General features: G+C 63.3%; 13 protein-coding genes. 7 read left to right on the top strand and 6 right to left on the bottom strand.

Annotation, left to right across the window (positions count from 1 at the left end; genetic code table 11):
- Positions 1–4: 4 nt before the first annotated feature.
- Together MRBLPB4O_RS01210 and MRBLPB4O_RS01205 are read left to right on the top strand one after the other, a co-directional pair.
- A complete protein-coding gene (locus tag MRBLPB4O_RS01210; protein ID WP_341797313.1) occupies positions 5–2350 on the top strand; it encodes an FdhF/YdeP family oxidoreductase in 2346 nt (781 codons plus the stop codon).
- A 195-nt stretch (positions 2351–2545) separates the two neighbouring features.
- Entirely contained in the window at positions 2546–3025 is a 480-nt protein-coding gene (locus MRBLPB4O_RS01205) for a glycine zipper domain-containing protein (protein WP_174371285.1), read from the top strand.
- A 55-nt stretch (positions 3026–3080) separates the two neighbouring features.
- Here MRBLPB4O_RS01205 and MRBLPB4O_RS01200 read toward each other — a convergent pair whose 3' ends face one another.
- The 3 genes from MRBLPB4O_RS01200 to hslO all read right to left on the bottom strand — a co-directional run bounded on the left by MRBLPB4O_RS01200 (position 3081) and on the right by hslO (position 6329).
- On the bottom strand, positions 3081–3521 hold the full coding sequence (locus MRBLPB4O_RS01200; protein ID WP_341797312.1) for a thioesterase family protein: 441 nt from the start codon (positions 3519–3521) through the stop codon (positions 3081–3083).
- 187 nt (positions 3522–3708) lie between these two features.
- Positions 3709–5250, bottom strand: coding sequence for a phosphoenolpyruvate carboxykinase (locus MRBLPB4O_RS01195; protein WP_063423222.1), 1542 nt, complete (start codon positions 5248–5250; stop codon positions 3709–3711).
- Between the two features lie 179 nt (positions 5251–5429).
- On the bottom strand, positions 5430–6329 hold the full coding sequence (gene hslO / locus MRBLPB4O_RS01190; protein ID WP_049276053.1) for an Hsp33 family molecular chaperone HslO: 900 nt from the start codon (positions 6327–6329) through the stop codon (positions 5430–5432).
- Positions 6330–6449: 120 nt separating this feature from the next.
- Between hslO and MRBLPB4O_RS01185 the strand changes: the two genes are divergently transcribed.
- The gene (locus MRBLPB4O_RS01185) at positions 6450–7244 is read left to right on the top strand and encodes a phosphatase PAP2 family protein (protein ID WP_341797311.1); all 795 of its coding nucleotides are present in this window, start codon (positions 6450–6452) and stop codon (positions 7242–7244) included.
- A 115-nt stretch (positions 7245–7359) separates the two neighbouring features.
- On the opposite strand, the gene MRBLPB4O_RS01180 is transcribed toward MRBLPB4O_RS01185, so the two are convergent.
- Positions 7360–7761: a S4 domain-containing protein gene (locus MRBLPB4O_RS01180; RefSeq protein ID WP_338747467.1), complete on the bottom strand. Its 402-nt coding sequence runs from the start codon at positions 7759–7761 to the stop codon at positions 7360–7362.
- A gap of 109 nt (positions 7762–7870) precedes the next feature.
- Between MRBLPB4O_RS01180 and MRBLPB4O_RS01175 the strand changes: the two genes are divergently transcribed.
- Positions 7871–8353, top strand: coding sequence for an ATP-dependent zinc protease (locus MRBLPB4O_RS01175; RefSeq protein WP_016497556.1), 483 nt, complete (start codon positions 7871–7873; stop codon positions 8351–8353).
- Positions 8350–9255: a 30S ribosomal protein S6--L-glutamate ligase gene (rimK, locus tag MRBLPB4O_RS01170; protein WP_012316721.1), complete on the top strand. Its 906-nt coding sequence runs from the start codon at positions 8350–8352 to the stop codon at positions 9253–9255. The genes MRBLPB4O_RS01175 and rimK overlap by 4 nt, the downstream gene beginning before the upstream one ends.
- Before the next feature lie 102 nt (positions 9256–9357).
- On the opposite strand, the gene MRBLPB4O_RS01165 is transcribed toward rimK, so the two are convergent.
- Together MRBLPB4O_RS01165 and ompR are read right to left on the bottom strand one after the other, a co-directional pair.
- The gene (locus tag MRBLPB4O_RS01165; protein ID WP_059394994.1) at positions 9358–10671 is read right to left on the bottom strand and encodes an ATP-binding protein; all 1314 of its coding nucleotides are present in this window, start codon (positions 10669–10671) and stop codon (positions 9358–9360) included.
- 13 nt (positions 10672–10684) lie between these two features.
- Positions 10685–11425, bottom strand: a complete 741-nt coding sequence (gene ompR, locus MRBLPB4O_RS01160) for a two-component system response regulator OmpR (RefSeq protein ID WP_016484407.1) — start codon at positions 11423–11425, stop codon at positions 10685–10687.
- 217 nt (positions 11426–11642) lie between these two features.
- Here ompR and MRBLPB4O_RS01155 point away from each other — a divergent pair, with 217 nt between their 5' ends.
- Positions 11643–13967 (top strand): Tex family protein, encoded by a 2325-nt coding sequence (locus tag MRBLPB4O_RS01155; protein WP_341797310.1) that lies wholly within the window; start codon positions 11643–11645, stop codon positions 13965–13967.
- Positions 13967–14350, top strand: a complete 384-nt coding sequence (locus tag MRBLPB4O_RS01150) for a PaaI family thioesterase (protein ID WP_069943168.1) — start codon at positions 13967–13969, stop codon at positions 14348–14350. The genes MRBLPB4O_RS01155 and MRBLPB4O_RS01150 overlap by 1 nt, the downstream gene beginning before the upstream one ends.
- Positions 14351–14393 lie beyond the last annotated feature (43 nt).

Raw genomic sequence — 14393 nt, 5'->3', positions numbered from 1 at the left:
ACCCGTGACCTCCTACCAGCACCTCCCGGACAACGCCCCAGCCTCCCCCCCTCGCTACAAGCCCTACCACGGCCCCGCCGGTGGCTGGGGCGCGTTGCGCAGCGTGGCCAAGGCCTGGGTCGGCAGCGACAACGCGCTGAAGAACATTCGCGCGCTGCTCAAGACCAACCAGCACGGCGGCTTCGACTGCCCGGGCTGCGCCTGGGGCGATTCGCCGGAAAGCGGCATGGTCAAGTTCTGCGAGAACGGCGCCAAGGCAGTGAACTGGGAGGCGACCAAGCGCCGCGTCGATGCTGCCTTCTTCGCCCGTTACAGCGTCACCTCGCTGCTGCAGCAGAGCGACTACTGGCTGGAGTACCAAGGGCGCCTGACCGAACCGATGGTCTACGACGCGCCCAGCGACCGGTACCTGCCAATCAGCTGGGATGCCGCGTTCGCCCTGATCGCCCGCGAGCTGAACAAGCTGGCCAACCCTGACCAGGCCGAGTTCTATACCTCGGGGCGCGCCAGCAACGAAGCGGCGTACCTGTACCAGTTGTTCGTGCGTGCTTACGGCACCAACAACTTCCCCGACTGTTCGAACATGTGCCACGAGGCCAGTGGCGTGGCCCTCGGGCAAAGCGTCGGGGTTGGCAAGGGCACCGTCACCTTCGACGATTTCGAGCATGCCGACACGATTTTCGTCTGGGGCCAGAACCCCGGCACCAACCACCCGCGCATGCTCGACCCGCTGCGCGATGCGGTGAAGCGTGGCGCCCAGGTGGTGTGCGTAAACCCGCTGAAGGAACGTGGCCTGGAGCGTTTCCAGCACCCGCAGAACCCGCTGGAGATGCTGACCAACAGTGACCGGCCGACCAACACCGCGTTCTTCCGCCCGGCACTCGGCGGCGACATGGCGATGCTGCGCGGCATGGCCAAGTTCGCCCTGCAATGGGAACGCGAAGCCCAGGCCAAAGGCGAACCGGCCGTGTTCGACCATGCTTTCATTGCCGAACATGGCCATGGCGTCGACGAGTACCTGGCAGTGGTAGATGCCACGCCGTGGGAGCACATCCAGGCGCAGTCCGGCCTGGCCCTAGTCGACATCGAGCTGGCCGCCCGCATGTACTGCCGCGGCAAGCGGGTGATCATGTGCTGGGCGATGGGCATCACCCAGCACCGCCATTCGGTGCCGACCATCCAGGAAATCGTCAACCTGCAGATGCTGCGCGGCAACATCGGCGCTCCCGGCGCCGGCCTGTGCCCGGTGCGTGGCCACAGCAACGTGCAGGGCGACCGCACCATGGGCATCAACGAGCGCCCGCCGGTGGCCCTGCTTGACGCCATCGAAAAGCGTTTTGGCTTCCCCGTGCCCCGGCACAACGGCCACAACACCGTCGAAGCGATTCACGCCATGCTCGATGGGCGGGCCAAGGTATTCATCGGCCTGGGCGGCAACTTCGCACAAGCCACGCCGGACACCGAGCGTACCGCACAGGCACTGCGCAATTGCGAGCTGACCGTACATATCAGCACCAAGCTCAACCGCAGCCACCTGGTGCATGGCAAGCAGGCGCTGATCCTGCCGTGCCTGGGCCGCACCGACATCGACCTGCAGGCCGACGGGCCACAAGCGGTGACGGTGGAAGACTCGTTCAGCATGGTGCACGCCTCCAACGGCCAGCTGAAGCCACTGTCTACGCAAATGCGCTCGGAACCGGCAGTGGTTGCCGGCATCGCCGCCGCGACCCTGGGCAAGCAACCGGTGGACTGGCACTGGCTGGTGGCCGACTACGACCGCATCCGCGACCTGATCGGCGATACCATCGCCGGCTTCAGCGGTTTCAACCAGCGCCTGCAACACCCAGGCGGCTTCTACCTGGGTAACAGCGCCGGCAGCCGCGAATGGAAGACCAGCACCGGCCGCGCCAACTTCAAGGCCAACCTGCTGCCGGATTCGTTGCTCGATGAGCGCGTGCGCGCCAGTGGCCAGCTGCCGGACCTGATCATGCAGTCGATGCGCTCGCACGATCAGTACAACACCACCATCTACGGCCTGGACGACCGCTACCGCGGCGTGCGCGGCCAGCGCGAGGTGCTGTTCGCCAACGAAGCCGACATCATCCGCCTGGGCTTCCAGCCGGGGCAGAAGGTCGACATCGTGTCGCTGTGGGGGGATGAGCATGTGCGCCGGGTGCAGGGCTTCACCCTGCTGGCCTTCGACATCCCGGCCGGGCAGGCAGCGGCGTACTACCCCGAAGTGAACCCGCTGGTGCCGCTGGAGAGCATTGGCGATGGCAGCCATACGCCGACATCGAAGTTCATTGCCATCAAACTGGAGCGGGCACGGGACGACGGGCGTATCCTGTAGAAACGAAAAAGCCCTGTTCCATTGCGGTTCAGGGCTTTGTCATAAAGGTCTCAGACAGCCGAAAATGCATAAAGTTTCACAGCAAATACAGTAACTTAGCGAATTGTGTACAACTCGTGTTACTCGTCGGATTTCCGTTGCCAGCCGCGCCGCTTAGCCTCAAATTCGCCTCGTCATCCCTATGAGGCTCTCTTGATGAAGAAGTACTCCTCGATTTTGTTGTTGTCTTTCAGCTTGCTCAGCGGCGTTGCCATGGCAGGCGGCAATACCGAGGCCGGCATTGGCGGCGCATTGGGTGGGGTACTCGGCTCCGTAGTGGGCAACTCCATCGGCGGTAGCACGGGCGGTGCCATTGGTGCCGGTCTGGGCGGCGCAGCCGGCGGTGCCCTGGGTGCCGACAAGCGCCAGCGTGGCGAGGCTGCTATCGGCGGCGCGCTGGGCGCTGCAGGCGGTAACGTGGTCGGTCGCTCGGTGGGCGGCACCACCGGTAGCTACATTGGTGCAGCCGCAGGCGGCGGCGCCGGTGGCGCACTCGGCAACTACATGGGCAACAAAGCCGATGACGACGACCGCGATGACGATCGTCGCTACCGTCGCGGCTACGACGACCGGCGTCACTACGACCGTGGCCACCACTACGGCCACCGCAAGCACAAGCGCCACTGGCGCGACTGATGCCTGAGGGCCTCGCCCCGGCAGCAAAAGCCCCGCCCCTTTCGGCGGGGCTTTTTTATGCCTGCTGTCCCAGCACCAGGCCAGACAGGATCACTTGCAGCGGCTCAGGCAACACCACTGGACGACCACTGGCCCGTTCGATGAACACCTGAACCACCGTACCTGCCGCACACGCCTCCGGCTCGCCCGGGCGGAACAGCGCCAGGCGGTACTCCACCGTACTACCCGCCAGGCGCGTCACCCCCAAGCCCACTTCGAGAACGTCGGGGAAGCCCGGCAGCGCGAAGAAATCCGCCGCCGAACTGACCACGAATGCCGCCAGCTCGCCGTCACGCAGGTCCACCTCGGCCTGTTCGACAAGGAAGGCCTGGATAGCCGTTTCGAAAAAACCATGCACGGTCGCTCCGGCGATATGGCCGTTGACGTCGTTGTCCGAAGGGCGGGTGAGGATGGGGTGGAAGTGGTTGAAGGCACTGCGCTGAGGGGATTCGGTCATCTGTCTGGCTCTTGTCTTCGCAAATGATGCTGACAGTGAAACAGAAATTCCAGATTTCCGCTGCCTGAGCCGCCCTCTTCGCGGGTAAACCCGCTCCCACAGGAATCGCCGCGAAGAGGCCGGCTCAGGATATCGTTCAAAAAAAAGCCGCCCCAAAGGGCGGCTTTCTTGTCGCGCTGGGCTCAGCTTACAGCTGCGGGCCAGCGGCCTTGATGGCGTCGGAAACTTCGAACTTCTTGAAGTTTTCGATGAACAGCTTGGCCAGGCCTTTGGCGGCCTCGTCGTAGGCAGCTTTGTCAGCCCAGTTGGTGCGCGGGTTGAGCAGCTCGGTTTCAACGCCCGGGACAACTTTTGGCACGTCCAGGTTGATGATGTCCAGGTGCTCGGTTTCGGCACCGACCAGCGCGCCGCTCTGGATCGCAGCGATCACCGCACGGGTGGTCGGGATGCTGAAGCGCTTGCCAACGCCGTAGCCACCGCCGGTCCAGCCGGTGTTGACCAGGTAGACCTTGGAGTTGAAGCCATTGATACGCTTGATCAGCAGCTCGGCGTACTCGCCAGCCGGACGCGGGAAGAACGGTGCGCCGAAGCAGGTGGAGAAGGTCGACTTGATGCCGCCGCCCGAACCCATTTCGGTAGAACCCACCAGCGCGGTGTAACCGGACAGGAAGTGGTAGGCCGCCTGTTCGTTGTTCAGGATCGAAACCGGAGGCAGAACACCGGTCAGGTCGCAGGTCAGGAAGATGACCGCATTAGGCTCGCCGCCCAGGTTCGCTTCGGAACGCTTGGCAACGTGCTCCAGCGGGTACGCTGCACGGCTGTTCTGGGTCAGGCTGACGTCGGTGTAGTCGGCGTGCTTGTTGGCGTCGAGAACGACGTTTTCCAGCACAGCGCCGTGCTTGATGGCTTTCCAGATGACCGGCTCGTTCTTCTCGGACAGGTCGATGCACTTGGCGTAGCAGCCGCCTTCCATGTTGAAGACAACGCCTTCGCCCCAACCGTGCTCGTCGTCACCGATCAGGTAACGGCTTTCGTCGGCCGACAGGGTGGTTTTGCCAGTGCCGGACAGGCCGAAGAACAGGGTTACATCGCCTTCTTCGCCGATGTTGGCCGCGCAGTGCATTGGCAGTACGTCGGCCGCCGGCAGCAGGAAGTTCTGCACCGAGAACATGGCTTTCTTCATTTCGCCGGCGTAACGCATGCCAGCGATCAGCACTTTCTTGGCGGCGAAGTTGATGATCACGCAACCGTCGGAGTTGGTGCCGTCACGCTCAGGCTCGCACACGAAGTTGGCAACGTTGAGCACCTGCCACTGGTCGCGGCCAGCCGGGTTGAACTGCTCCGGGTTGATGAACAGGCAACGGCCGAACAGGTTCTGCCAGGCAGTCTGGGTGGTCATCTTCACCGGCAGGTAGTGCTCGGCGGCTGCCCCTACGTGAACGTAGGAAACGAAGTGATCCTGGGCGTTGTTGAACGCCTCGACGCGGTCCCACAGGGCATCGAACTTGTCGGCCGGGAACTTGCGGTTGATCGGGCCCCAGGAAATGGCGTCCTGGGTGGAAGGTTCTTCGACGATGAAACGGTCAGCCGGCGAACGGCCAGTACGGTGACCAGTCTCTACGACCAGTGCGCCAGTATCGGCTAGTACGCCTTCACCGCGTTGCAGCGCTTCTTTTACCAGCTCATCGACGCTCAGGTCGGTGTACACGGTGTTGTTGGCTTGCGTCATGAGATACCCCATCCGGCCCGAGGCCGAGTGCTCCAAACGTTTTGTAGTTGTCTTGAAAAAACTACTACAGCGAAAAAAGTGGCCGGATTATGCCAGAAACGCCCAAAAAAAGTAGGCCCCTCCTGTCGTAACCGCGCTTTTGCGCAATTCGACAGGAGATTCCCCTGTAATTAAACGTTTCAGTGGCGAGTTTCTGAGGCGGTGTCTGTACCGCCACCGGCAAACAGTTGCGCCACATCGCTTGCATCGAAGAAATAGCGCTCGTTGCAGAACTGGCAATCGATCTCTACCTGGCCGCCGCACTCTTGCACCAGCGCCTTGGCGTCATGCTCGCCCAGGCTCACCAGCGCATTACCGGAGCGTTCGCGCGAGCAGCTGCAATTGAAGCGCAACGGCTGAATGTCGAACAGGCGCACGGCATCTTCGTGGTACAGGCGGTGCAGCAGGGTTTCGTTACCTTCGGCCCATTCTTCAGGCTTGAGGGTCTTGGCCAGGGCGATCACGTGCTGCCAGCTGTCTTCACGTTCTTCGTCGTCAGGCTGGCGATCACGCGGCAGTTGCTGCAGCAGCAGGCCACGGGCTTTGCCGTTTTCGGCGTTGAGCCAGAAGCGGGTATTGAGCTGTTGCGACTGGACGAAGTAGTTGGTGAAGCACTCCGACAGGTTGGCACCGTCGAGGTCCACTGTACCCTGGTAGCGCTGGCCCTTGACCGGGTCGATGGTCAGGGTCAGGTGGCCCTCGGGCATCAACTGCGCCAGCGTGGCGTCAGCGGCGATCTGATCGGCCTCGTAGCGCGCCACGCCACGGATGTCGCGATCGCCCGAGCATTCCACCATCAGCAGCGGGATCGGCCCTTCGGAGCGCGCCTGCAGAATCAGCAGGCCATCGAACTTCAATGCCCCCACCAGCAAGGCGGTGGCGGCCATCAGTTCGCCGAGCAGCGCCTGCACCGGCTGTGGGTATTCATGACGCGCCAGCACCGCGGCATAGCTGTCATCGAGAGACACCCACTCGCCGCGCACATCGCGCTCGTCGAAGATGAAACGTTGAGTGAAATCGGTATCAGGCAAATCGCTCATAGGTTTTGGCTATCTAAAAAATGATGACAAAATGGTTACAGCGGTTGTCGAAAACCTTCGAAAACCCGTGACAGAGCGCTCACATGGCGCTCCGATTCCTGTTTGCAATAGAGGTATCTTATGGACAATCGACCACTGTTCCAAGCAAGGTGGTCCTTGGGGCCATTGGCAGCCTGCACGCTGCTTCCCATCGCTCTACTGTGTTTCTGGTTATGGCCTTTTGGCCAGATCCTGTGCCTGACTTTCGACGAGTGGCTGTTCCACAGCCTGAATGCGCCGCTGGCCGACAACACTACCTGGCGCTACATCTGGACCGTCGGCAGCCTGCGCCCGTTCGACATCGTCGTTGGCCTGATCCTTCTGGCAGTGCTTATCCGTGGTGACTGGGTGTTCAAGGCAGCTCAGGTTCGCCAGGCCTTTTTCGGCTTTCTGGTCACGCTACTCCTCTTAGTGGTGATTCGCGCGCTGTTTTCCAAGTGGGTGGATGCAGCCGGCTGGCAGCACAAGAGCCCGTCGATGATCTTCGACGACGTGGTGCACCTCAGCGACTACTACCCGAACCTGGAGGCGGCCTGGGAGCTCAAGGACCGATCCAGCAAGAGTTTCCCGGGGGATCACGCTTCGGTGCTGCTGATCTGGGCGCTGTTCATGAGCGTATTCAGCCGCCGACTGGTGCAGTTCCTGGTGATCTGGGGGCTGGCGGTGCTGTTCATGCTGCCGCGCCTGGTGGCCGGCGCCCACTGGGGGCAGGATGACTACATTGGCGGGTTGCTGATGGCAGTGCTGGCGTTGGGCTGGAGCTACTACACGCCGCTGGCGGCCAAAGGCAGTGAAGCGTTGATACGCTGGACGGCACCGTTGTTCACCCTGCTGGCCAGACTACCGCTTGTCGGGCGGTTGGCCGTGCTCCGCTAGATACTTGGGGCTGCTACGCAGCCCTTTCCGACCGGGCCGGCGCCCCGGCAAGGCCGCTCTCACAATGCTCGGTGAGGAGCTGGCTTGCCGGCGATGGGCCGCAGAGCGGCCCCGGCTATTCATAGCTGCCATGCAGCTGGTGAATCTGTCGGCGCTGCTTCTTGGTCGGCCGGCCATCGGTAGTCACGCCCATGGCCCCGGCCTTGCGCATTTCGGCCGCCTGCTCACGCCGCCTCACGCTTTCTTCGGTTTCCTCGTACAGCGTCTGCGCTTCTGGCGCCCCACGCCGCACCACCGACAACGCCTTCACCACCACGGTGCGTTCATCGAACCCGGTGCGCAGCAAAAATTCGTCGCCCACCCGTGGCTCCTTGCCCGGTTTGCAACGCTCGCCGCGGCAATGCACCTTGCCGCTCTCGATCGCCGCCTTGGCCAGCGCCCGCGTCTTGTAGAAACGCGCCGCCCACAGCCACTTGTCGAGGCGAACCTTGTCGTCGTCTTCGGCTTTTTGTGCCATCCCGTTACCTCGGATTCTGTCTTTCATCGAACTGTACTACCTTCACATACGGATGCAAAAAGTCCCCGCCATGCTTACAGTTCACCACCTTACTCGCAGGGTGCGCTTCGTGAAGACATTTGACCATTTGACTGTGATCGGCCTGCGTGAGTGGATAGCCCTGCCCGACCTTGGTGTCGCCGGGCTGCGCGCCAAGATCGACACCGGCGCCAGCACCTCAAGCCTGCACGCTACCGAGGTGGAACCGTTCGAGCGCGACGGCCAGCCCTGGGTCCGTTTCACTGCGCACCTGGGCTCGGTGGTGCAGTTGCGTCACCGGCGTTGCGAGGCCCCGCTGGTCACCATGAAAACCATCAAGAGCTCCAACGGCCACGCCCAGACCCGCTATGTCATCCGCACGTCACTGGCGCTGGGCGATGGTGTGTGGGAGGTGGAGTTCACCCTGGCCTGTCGCAAGAACATGCGCTACCGCCTGCTGCTCGGTTCCAAGGCCTTGATCCAGGGCCAGCTGGTGGTGAACCCCGGCTTGAAGTACGTCCAAGATAAACCGGCCTTTCCGGCCACCCTTTCCCCTGTCACAGGTGCTGCATGAAGATCGCTGTGCTGTCGCGCAATCCGCGTCTGTATTCCACCCGCCGCCTGGTCGAAGCCGGTACCCAGCGTGGCCACGAAATGGTGGTGATCGACACCCTGCGGGCCTATATGAACATTGCCAGCCACAAGCCGCAGATCCACTACCGCGGCAAGCCGCTGGAGGGCTTCGATGCTGTGATCCCGCGCATCGGGGCTTCGGTCACCTTTTACGGCTGCGCAGTGCTGCGCCAGTTCGAAATGATGGGTGTGTACCCGCTCAACGAATCGGTGGCCATTGCCCGCTCGCGCGACAAACTGCGATCACTGCAATTGCTGTCGCGCCGTGGTATCGGCCTGCCCATTACCGGCTTCGCCCACTCACCGGACGACATCCCCGACCTGATCCAGATGGTCAATGGCGCCCCGCTGGTGATCAAGGTGCTGGAGGGTACCCAGGGCATCGGCGTGGTGCTGTGCGAAACCACCCAGGCGGCCGAGTCGGTGATCGAGGCGTTCATGGGCCTGAAGCAGAACATCATGGTTCAGGAGTACATCAAGGAGGCCGGCGGCGCCGATATTCGCTGCTTCGTGGTGGGAGACAAGGTGATTGCCTCGATGAAGCGCCAGGCCAAGCCGGGCGAGTTCCGCTCCAACCTGCACCGGGGGGGCGTCGCCAGCCTGATCAAGATCACCCCGGAAGAGCGGATTACCGCCATTCGTGCGGCCAAGGTGATGGGGTTGAGCGTGGCGGGTGTTGATATCCTGCGCTCCAACCATGGGCCGTTGGTGATGGAGGTGAACTCATCGCCGGGGCTGGAGGGGATCGAGGTGACCACCGGCAAGAACGTGGCCGGGATGATCATCGAGCACCTTGAGAAGAACGGCGGGCCTAATCAGACCCGGACCAAGGGCAAGGGCTGAGATTTTGGGGGCTGCCTTGCAGCCCATTCGCAGCACAAGGCTGCTCCTACAGGGGATCGCGTAACCCTGTGCTGCGAATGGGCCGCAAAGCGGCCCCGACCCTCACACGGCGTTCCGGGGTAACAGCAGCCCAAGCGGCAACCGAACCCGCGCCTCGATCCCGCCACCGGACCGGTTACGCAGCTCCACATTCCCGCCATGCTGGGCCGCGATGCGCTTGACTATCGCCAACCCCAGACCGGTGCCCTTGCCGCCCCGTGCACGGTCCCCACGAATGAACGGGTTGAAGATGGTCTCCAGCTCCGATTCGTCGATCCCGGTGCCACGGTCCAGCACGCTCAGCACCACGTATGGTGCACTCTCGTCACCCGACACATAGGCAGCCACTTCCACGCCCTTGCCGGCATGGTGCAGGGCGTTGCCGATCAGGTTGCCCAGCATGCGCTTGAGCGAAACACGGCGCAGCGGGAACGGCGGGATTGGCTCCAGGCACAGGCGCACACGTTCTTTCGGCTGGTTGTACGGGGCCACCACTTCACGCACCAGTTCAGCCAGGTCGACCTCTTCCACCGGCTCGTCGCGGCCATCGCGGATGAACGCCAGGAACTGATCGAGGATCGCATCCATGTCCTCGATATCGCGGACCATGTCGTCACTCAGGTCGCTGTCGCTGTCCAGCAATGACAACGACAGGCGCAGGCGCGTCAACGGTGTGCGCAGGTCGTGGGAAACCCCGGCCAGCATCAGCTCGCGCTCGCGCCCGGCCTGCTCGACATCTTCGGCCATCTGGTTGAAGGCCTTGTACACCTCGGTCATCTCGCTGGGTGTATCGCTGATCGGCAGGCGCACGCTGCGCCCCTGGCCCAGCTGACGAGCGGCGAATACCAGGCGCTTGAGCGGCTGGTTCAACTGGCGCACGAAGATCCAGGCAGAGGCTGTGGACAACAGGCCGATGGCCAGGAACCAACCCAGCACGTTCCAGATCTTCTGCCCACGCAGCGGGTGCGGGTACAGCGGCACTTTCAGCCAGCCGGGGCCCAGGCTTGGCGCATTGACCCACAATGCCGGTGGCGCATGAATACGCAGGCGCACCTCGGTGTCTTCGCCCAGCTCCGCCTGCATCTGCCGTTGGTAGATTTCGCTGTAGGGCCAGTGCTGCTCGCCCTCGGGCACACCCGAGCCGGTCACGCGGATAAGGCCCGCCGCCTCGGCAATCTTGTCGCGGTTTTCTTCGTCGGCAGCCCAATAGGCGCGCAAGGTCAGCGCCACACCGTGGCTGTACTGACGGTCGACCAGCACGTCCTCGTTCATCAGCAGGTAGACCAGGGTCAAAGCCTTGCTGAACAGGACGACGATCAACACCAGCCACAGGGTGCGGGCGAAGAAACTCTGCGGAAACCAGAGCGGCGTTTTCATGGACGACGCAGCATCATTTACCCGCGTTTCCGTCTGGCACGAACACGTAGCCCACGCCCCAGACGGTCTGGATGTAACGCGGTTTGGACGGGTCCGGCTCGATCATGCGGCGCAGGCGCGAGATCTGCACGTCGATGGAGCGCTCCAGTGCATCCCACTCGCGGCCACGGGCCAGGTTCATCAGCTTGTCGCGGGTCAGCGGCTCGCGGGCGTGCATCACCAGGGCCTTGAGCACGGCAAACTCGCCGGTGGTAAGCATGTGCACTTCATCGCCACGCTTGAGCTCGCGGGTGGCCAGCGACAGCTCGTAGTCGCCAAAGGTGACCGATTCGTCCTCGCTGCCCGGTGCACCCGGCACGGCGGGCGCCTGGCGGCGCAACACAGCCTTGACGCGGGCCATCAGCTCGTCCGGGTTGAACGGCTTGCCCAGGTAGTCGTCAGCGCCCAGCTCCAGGCCCTTGATACGGCTCAGCTCGTCGCCCTTGGCGGTGAGCATGATGATCGGGATCTGGTTGTTCTGCTGGCGCAGGCGCTTGCACGCGGACAGGCCATCCTCGCCCGGCAGCATCAGGTCGAGTACCACCAGGTTGAACACCTCGCGCTGCAGCAGGCGGTCCATCTGCTCGGTGTTGGGCACCGCGCGGGCACGGTAGCCCTTGCTGGTGAAGAAACGTTCCAGCAGGCTGCTAAGCCCCGGATCGTCGTCGACGATGAGAATCTTGTCACCTTCAGCGGTGTTTGCGGTGCCGGTCATGAATAACTCCTCTGATATCGCCGCGCATTATGGCGTAGCCATTGCTGCACGTTGCGTGAGCATTGTTAGCAGATTTTTCCCCCGGCGCCAGTTCCAGCTGGCTGGGCGCCATCACCGCAAGCCGTTTGCGATGGGTATAATGCGCGGCTTTCATCCAGCGCCGCCGGGCGAAAAGCCCACAGGCGACCCCCGTATTCACAAATGTCAGGTGGTTTACATGGACAGCATCAACAGCCGTATCGCCGAGGAACTGGGCGTACGCCCCCAGCAGGTCGAGGCGGCCGTGGGCCTGTTGGACGAAGGCTCGACCGTGCCCTTCATCGCCCGGTACCGCAAGGAAGTGACCGGTAGCCTGGACGACACCCAGCTGCGCCATCTGGAAGAGCGCCTGCGCTACCTGCGCGAACTCGACGACCGTCGCGCCAGCATCCTGTCCAGCATCGAGGAACAGGGCAAGCTGACCCCGGAACTGGCCCGCGAAATCAAGCTGGCCGACACCAAGACCCGCCTCGAAGACCTCTACCTGCCGTACAAGCAGAAGCGCCGCACCAAGGGCCAGATCGCCCTGGAAGCCGGCCTGGGCGACCTGGCCGACGGCCTGTTCAACGACCCCACCCTGGCCCCGGAAAGCGAAGCCGCACGCTTCGTAAACGCCGAAAAAGGCGTAGCCGACGTCAAGGCCGCGCTGGAAGGCGCCAAGTACATTCTCATGGAGCGCTTTGCCGAAGACGCCGCCCTGCTCGACAAGCTGCGCAGCTTCCTCAAGCAGGAAGCCGTGCTCAGTGCCCGTGTGGTGGCCGGCAAGGAAGAAGAAGGCGCCAAGTTCCGCGACTACTTCGCCCACGATGAACTGCTGCGCAACGCGCCGTCGCACCGTGCCCTGGCAATCTTCCGCGGGCGCAACGAAGGCGTGCTGAGCGCTTCGCTGAAAGTGGGCGAAGAACTGCCTGGCACCCTGCACCCGTGTGAAGTGATGATCGGCAACCACGTCGGCGTCGAAAACCGCAGCCGCCCGGCCGACAAGTGGCTGGGCGAGGTGGTGCGCTGGACCTGGAAGGTCAAGCTGTACACCCACCTGGAAACCGACCTGTTCGGCGAACTGCGCGACAACGCCGAAGGCGAGGCGATCAACGTATTCGCCCACAACCTGCACGACCTGCTGCTGGCCGCCCCGGCCGGCCCGCGCGCCACCCTGGGCTTCGACCCAGGCCTGCGCACCGGTTGCAAGATCGCCGTGGTCGATGCCACCGGCAAGCTGCTTGACTACACCACGGTGTACCCGCACGCGCCAAAGAATGACTGGGACCGCACCATTTCCATCATGGCCGCACTGTGCGCCAAGCACTCGGTGGAACTGATCGCCATCGGCAACGGCACCGCCAGCCGTGAGAGCGACAAGCTGGTGGCCGAACTGGTCAAAAAATACCCAGCGCTGAAAATTACCAAGATCATGGTCTCCGAGGCCGGTGCGTCGGTGTACTCGGCATCGGAACTGGCCGCCCGCGAGTTCCCGGACCTGGACGTATCGATCCGTGGCGCCGTGTCGATTGCCCGCCGCCTGCAGGACCCGCTGGCCGAGCTGGTGAAGATCGACCCGAAATCCATCGGCGTCGGCCAGTACCAGCACGACGTTTCCCAGCTGAAACTGGCGCGTGGCCTGGACGCCGTGGTCGAGGACTGCGTGAACGCCGTGGGCGTGGACGTGAACACCGCCTCGGTCGCGCTGCTGACCCGAATCTCCGGCCTCAACGCCACGCTGGCACAGAACATCGTCGCCCATCGCGATGCCAACGGCCCGTTCGCCACCCGTGCAGCGCTGAAAAAGGTCAGCCGCCTGGGTGAAAAAACCTTCGAACAAGCCGCCGGCTTCCTGCGTGTGATGAACGGCGACAACCCGCTGGACGCCTCCGCAGTACACCCGGAGGCTTACCCGCTGGTGCAGCGCATCGCCGCCGACACCGACCGCGACATCCGCTCGCTGATCGGCGACAGCAGCTTCCTCAAGCGCCTGGACCCGAAGAAGTTCACCGACGAGTCCTTCGGCCTGCCGACCGTCACCGACATCCTGCAAGAGCTGGACAAGCCTGGCCGTGACCCACGCCCCGAGTTCAAGACCGCCACCTTCCAGGACGGCGTCGAAGACCTCAAGGACCTGGAGCCCGGCATGATCCTGGAAGGCGTGGTGACCAACGTCACCAACTTCGGTGCCTTCGTCGACATCGGCGTACACCAGGACGGTCTGGTGCACATCTCGGCGCTGTCGGAGAAGTTCATCAAAGACCCGCGTGAAGCGGTCAAGGCCGGCGACGTGGTCAAGGTCAAGGTCATGGAAGTGGACATCCCGCGCAAGCGCGTCGGCCTGTCCATGCGCATGGGCGACACCCCGGGCGAGAAGGTCGAAGGCAACCGCGGTGGCAACCGTGGCAATGGCGGCAACCGCCAGCAGCAGGCCCAACGCCCGCGTGAAACCGCCACTGCCGCACCGGCCAACAATGCCATGGCCTCGCTGTTCGCCAACGCCAAGCAGTTGAAGAAGAAGTGATGGAGGTACCCCGCGAATACGTCGAAAGCGCCTTCAGCCAGCTGCTGGGCTGCCGCCTGCAACGCCTGGACACGGGTGTTGCCGAGGTGGCCCTGGCCCTCGAGCCGCACTTGCGCAACCGTGGCCAGAAGCTGCACGGCGGGGCGATCTTCAGCCTGGTGGACATCGCCATGGGCCTGGCCTGCTCGGCCAGCCATGGCTTTGACCAGCAAAGTGTCACCATCGAGTGCAAGATCAACTACATGCGCGCCGTCAGCGACGGCGAAGTGCTGTGCACCGCCCGTGTGCTGCACGCCGGGCGGCGTACCCTGGTGGTCGACGCCGACGTAGTCCAGGGCGACAAGCTGGTGGCCAAAGCGCAAGGAACCTTCGCGGTTCTCTAGCTCACCAAGCAGTATCTGCGGTATTTTCAGCAGTGCGCTGGCA

The sequence above is a fragment of the Pseudomonas sp. LPB4.O genome (assembly GCF_038383825.1).
GTDB lineage: Bacteria > Pseudomonadota > Gammaproteobacteria > Pseudomonadales > Pseudomonadaceae > Aquipseudomonas > Aquipseudomonas putida.
Note: the sequence above shows the minus strand (reverse complement) of the source record. Positions and strands in the feature narration are given on the sequence as shown.

Bases quoted from the DNA above. Each gene is read 5' to 3' on its own strand.
- MRBLPB4O_RS01205 (WP_174371285.1), top strand. From the start codon at position 2,546: ATGAAGAAGTACTCCTCGATTTTGTTGTTGTCTTTCAGCTTGCTCAGC.
- MRBLPB4O_RS01200 (WP_341797312.1), bottom strand. From the start codon at position 3,521: ATGACCGAATCCCCTCAGCGCAGTGCCTTCAACCACTTCCACCCCATC.
- MRBLPB4O_RS01195 (WP_063423222.1), bottom strand. From the start codon at position 5,250: ATGACGCAAGCCAACAACACCGTGTACACCGACCTGAGCGTCGATGAG.
- hslO (WP_049276053.1), bottom strand. From the start codon at position 6,329: ATGAGCGATTTGCCTGATACCGATTTCACTCAACGTTTCATCTTCGAC.
- MRBLPB4O_RS01185 (WP_341797311.1), top strand. From the start codon at position 6,450: ATGGACAATCGACCACTGTTCCAAGCAAGGTGGTCCTTGGGGCCATTG.
- MRBLPB4O_RS01180 (WP_338747467.1), bottom strand. From the start codon at position 7,761: ATGGCACAAAAAGCCGAAGACGACGACAAGGTTCGCCTCGACAAGTGG.
- rimK (WP_012316721.1), top strand. From the start codon at position 8,350: ATGAAGATCGCTGTGCTGTCGCGCAATCCGCGTCTGTATTCCACCCGC.
- MRBLPB4O_RS01165 (WP_059394994.1), bottom strand. From the start codon at position 10,671: ATGAAAACGCCGCTCTGGTTTCCGCAGAGTTTCTTCGCCCGCACCCTG.
- ompR (WP_016484407.1), bottom strand. From the start codon at position 11,425: ATGACCGGCACCGCAAACACCGCTGAAGGTGACAAGATTCTCATCGTC.
- MRBLPB4O_RS01155 (WP_341797310.1), top strand. From the start codon at position 11,643: ATGGACAGCATCAACAGCCGTATCGCCGAGGAACTGGGCGTACGCCCC.
- MRBLPB4O_RS01150 (WP_069943168.1), top strand. From the start codon at position 13,967: ATGGAGGTACCCCGCGAATACGTCGAAAGCGCCTTCAGCCAGCTGCTG.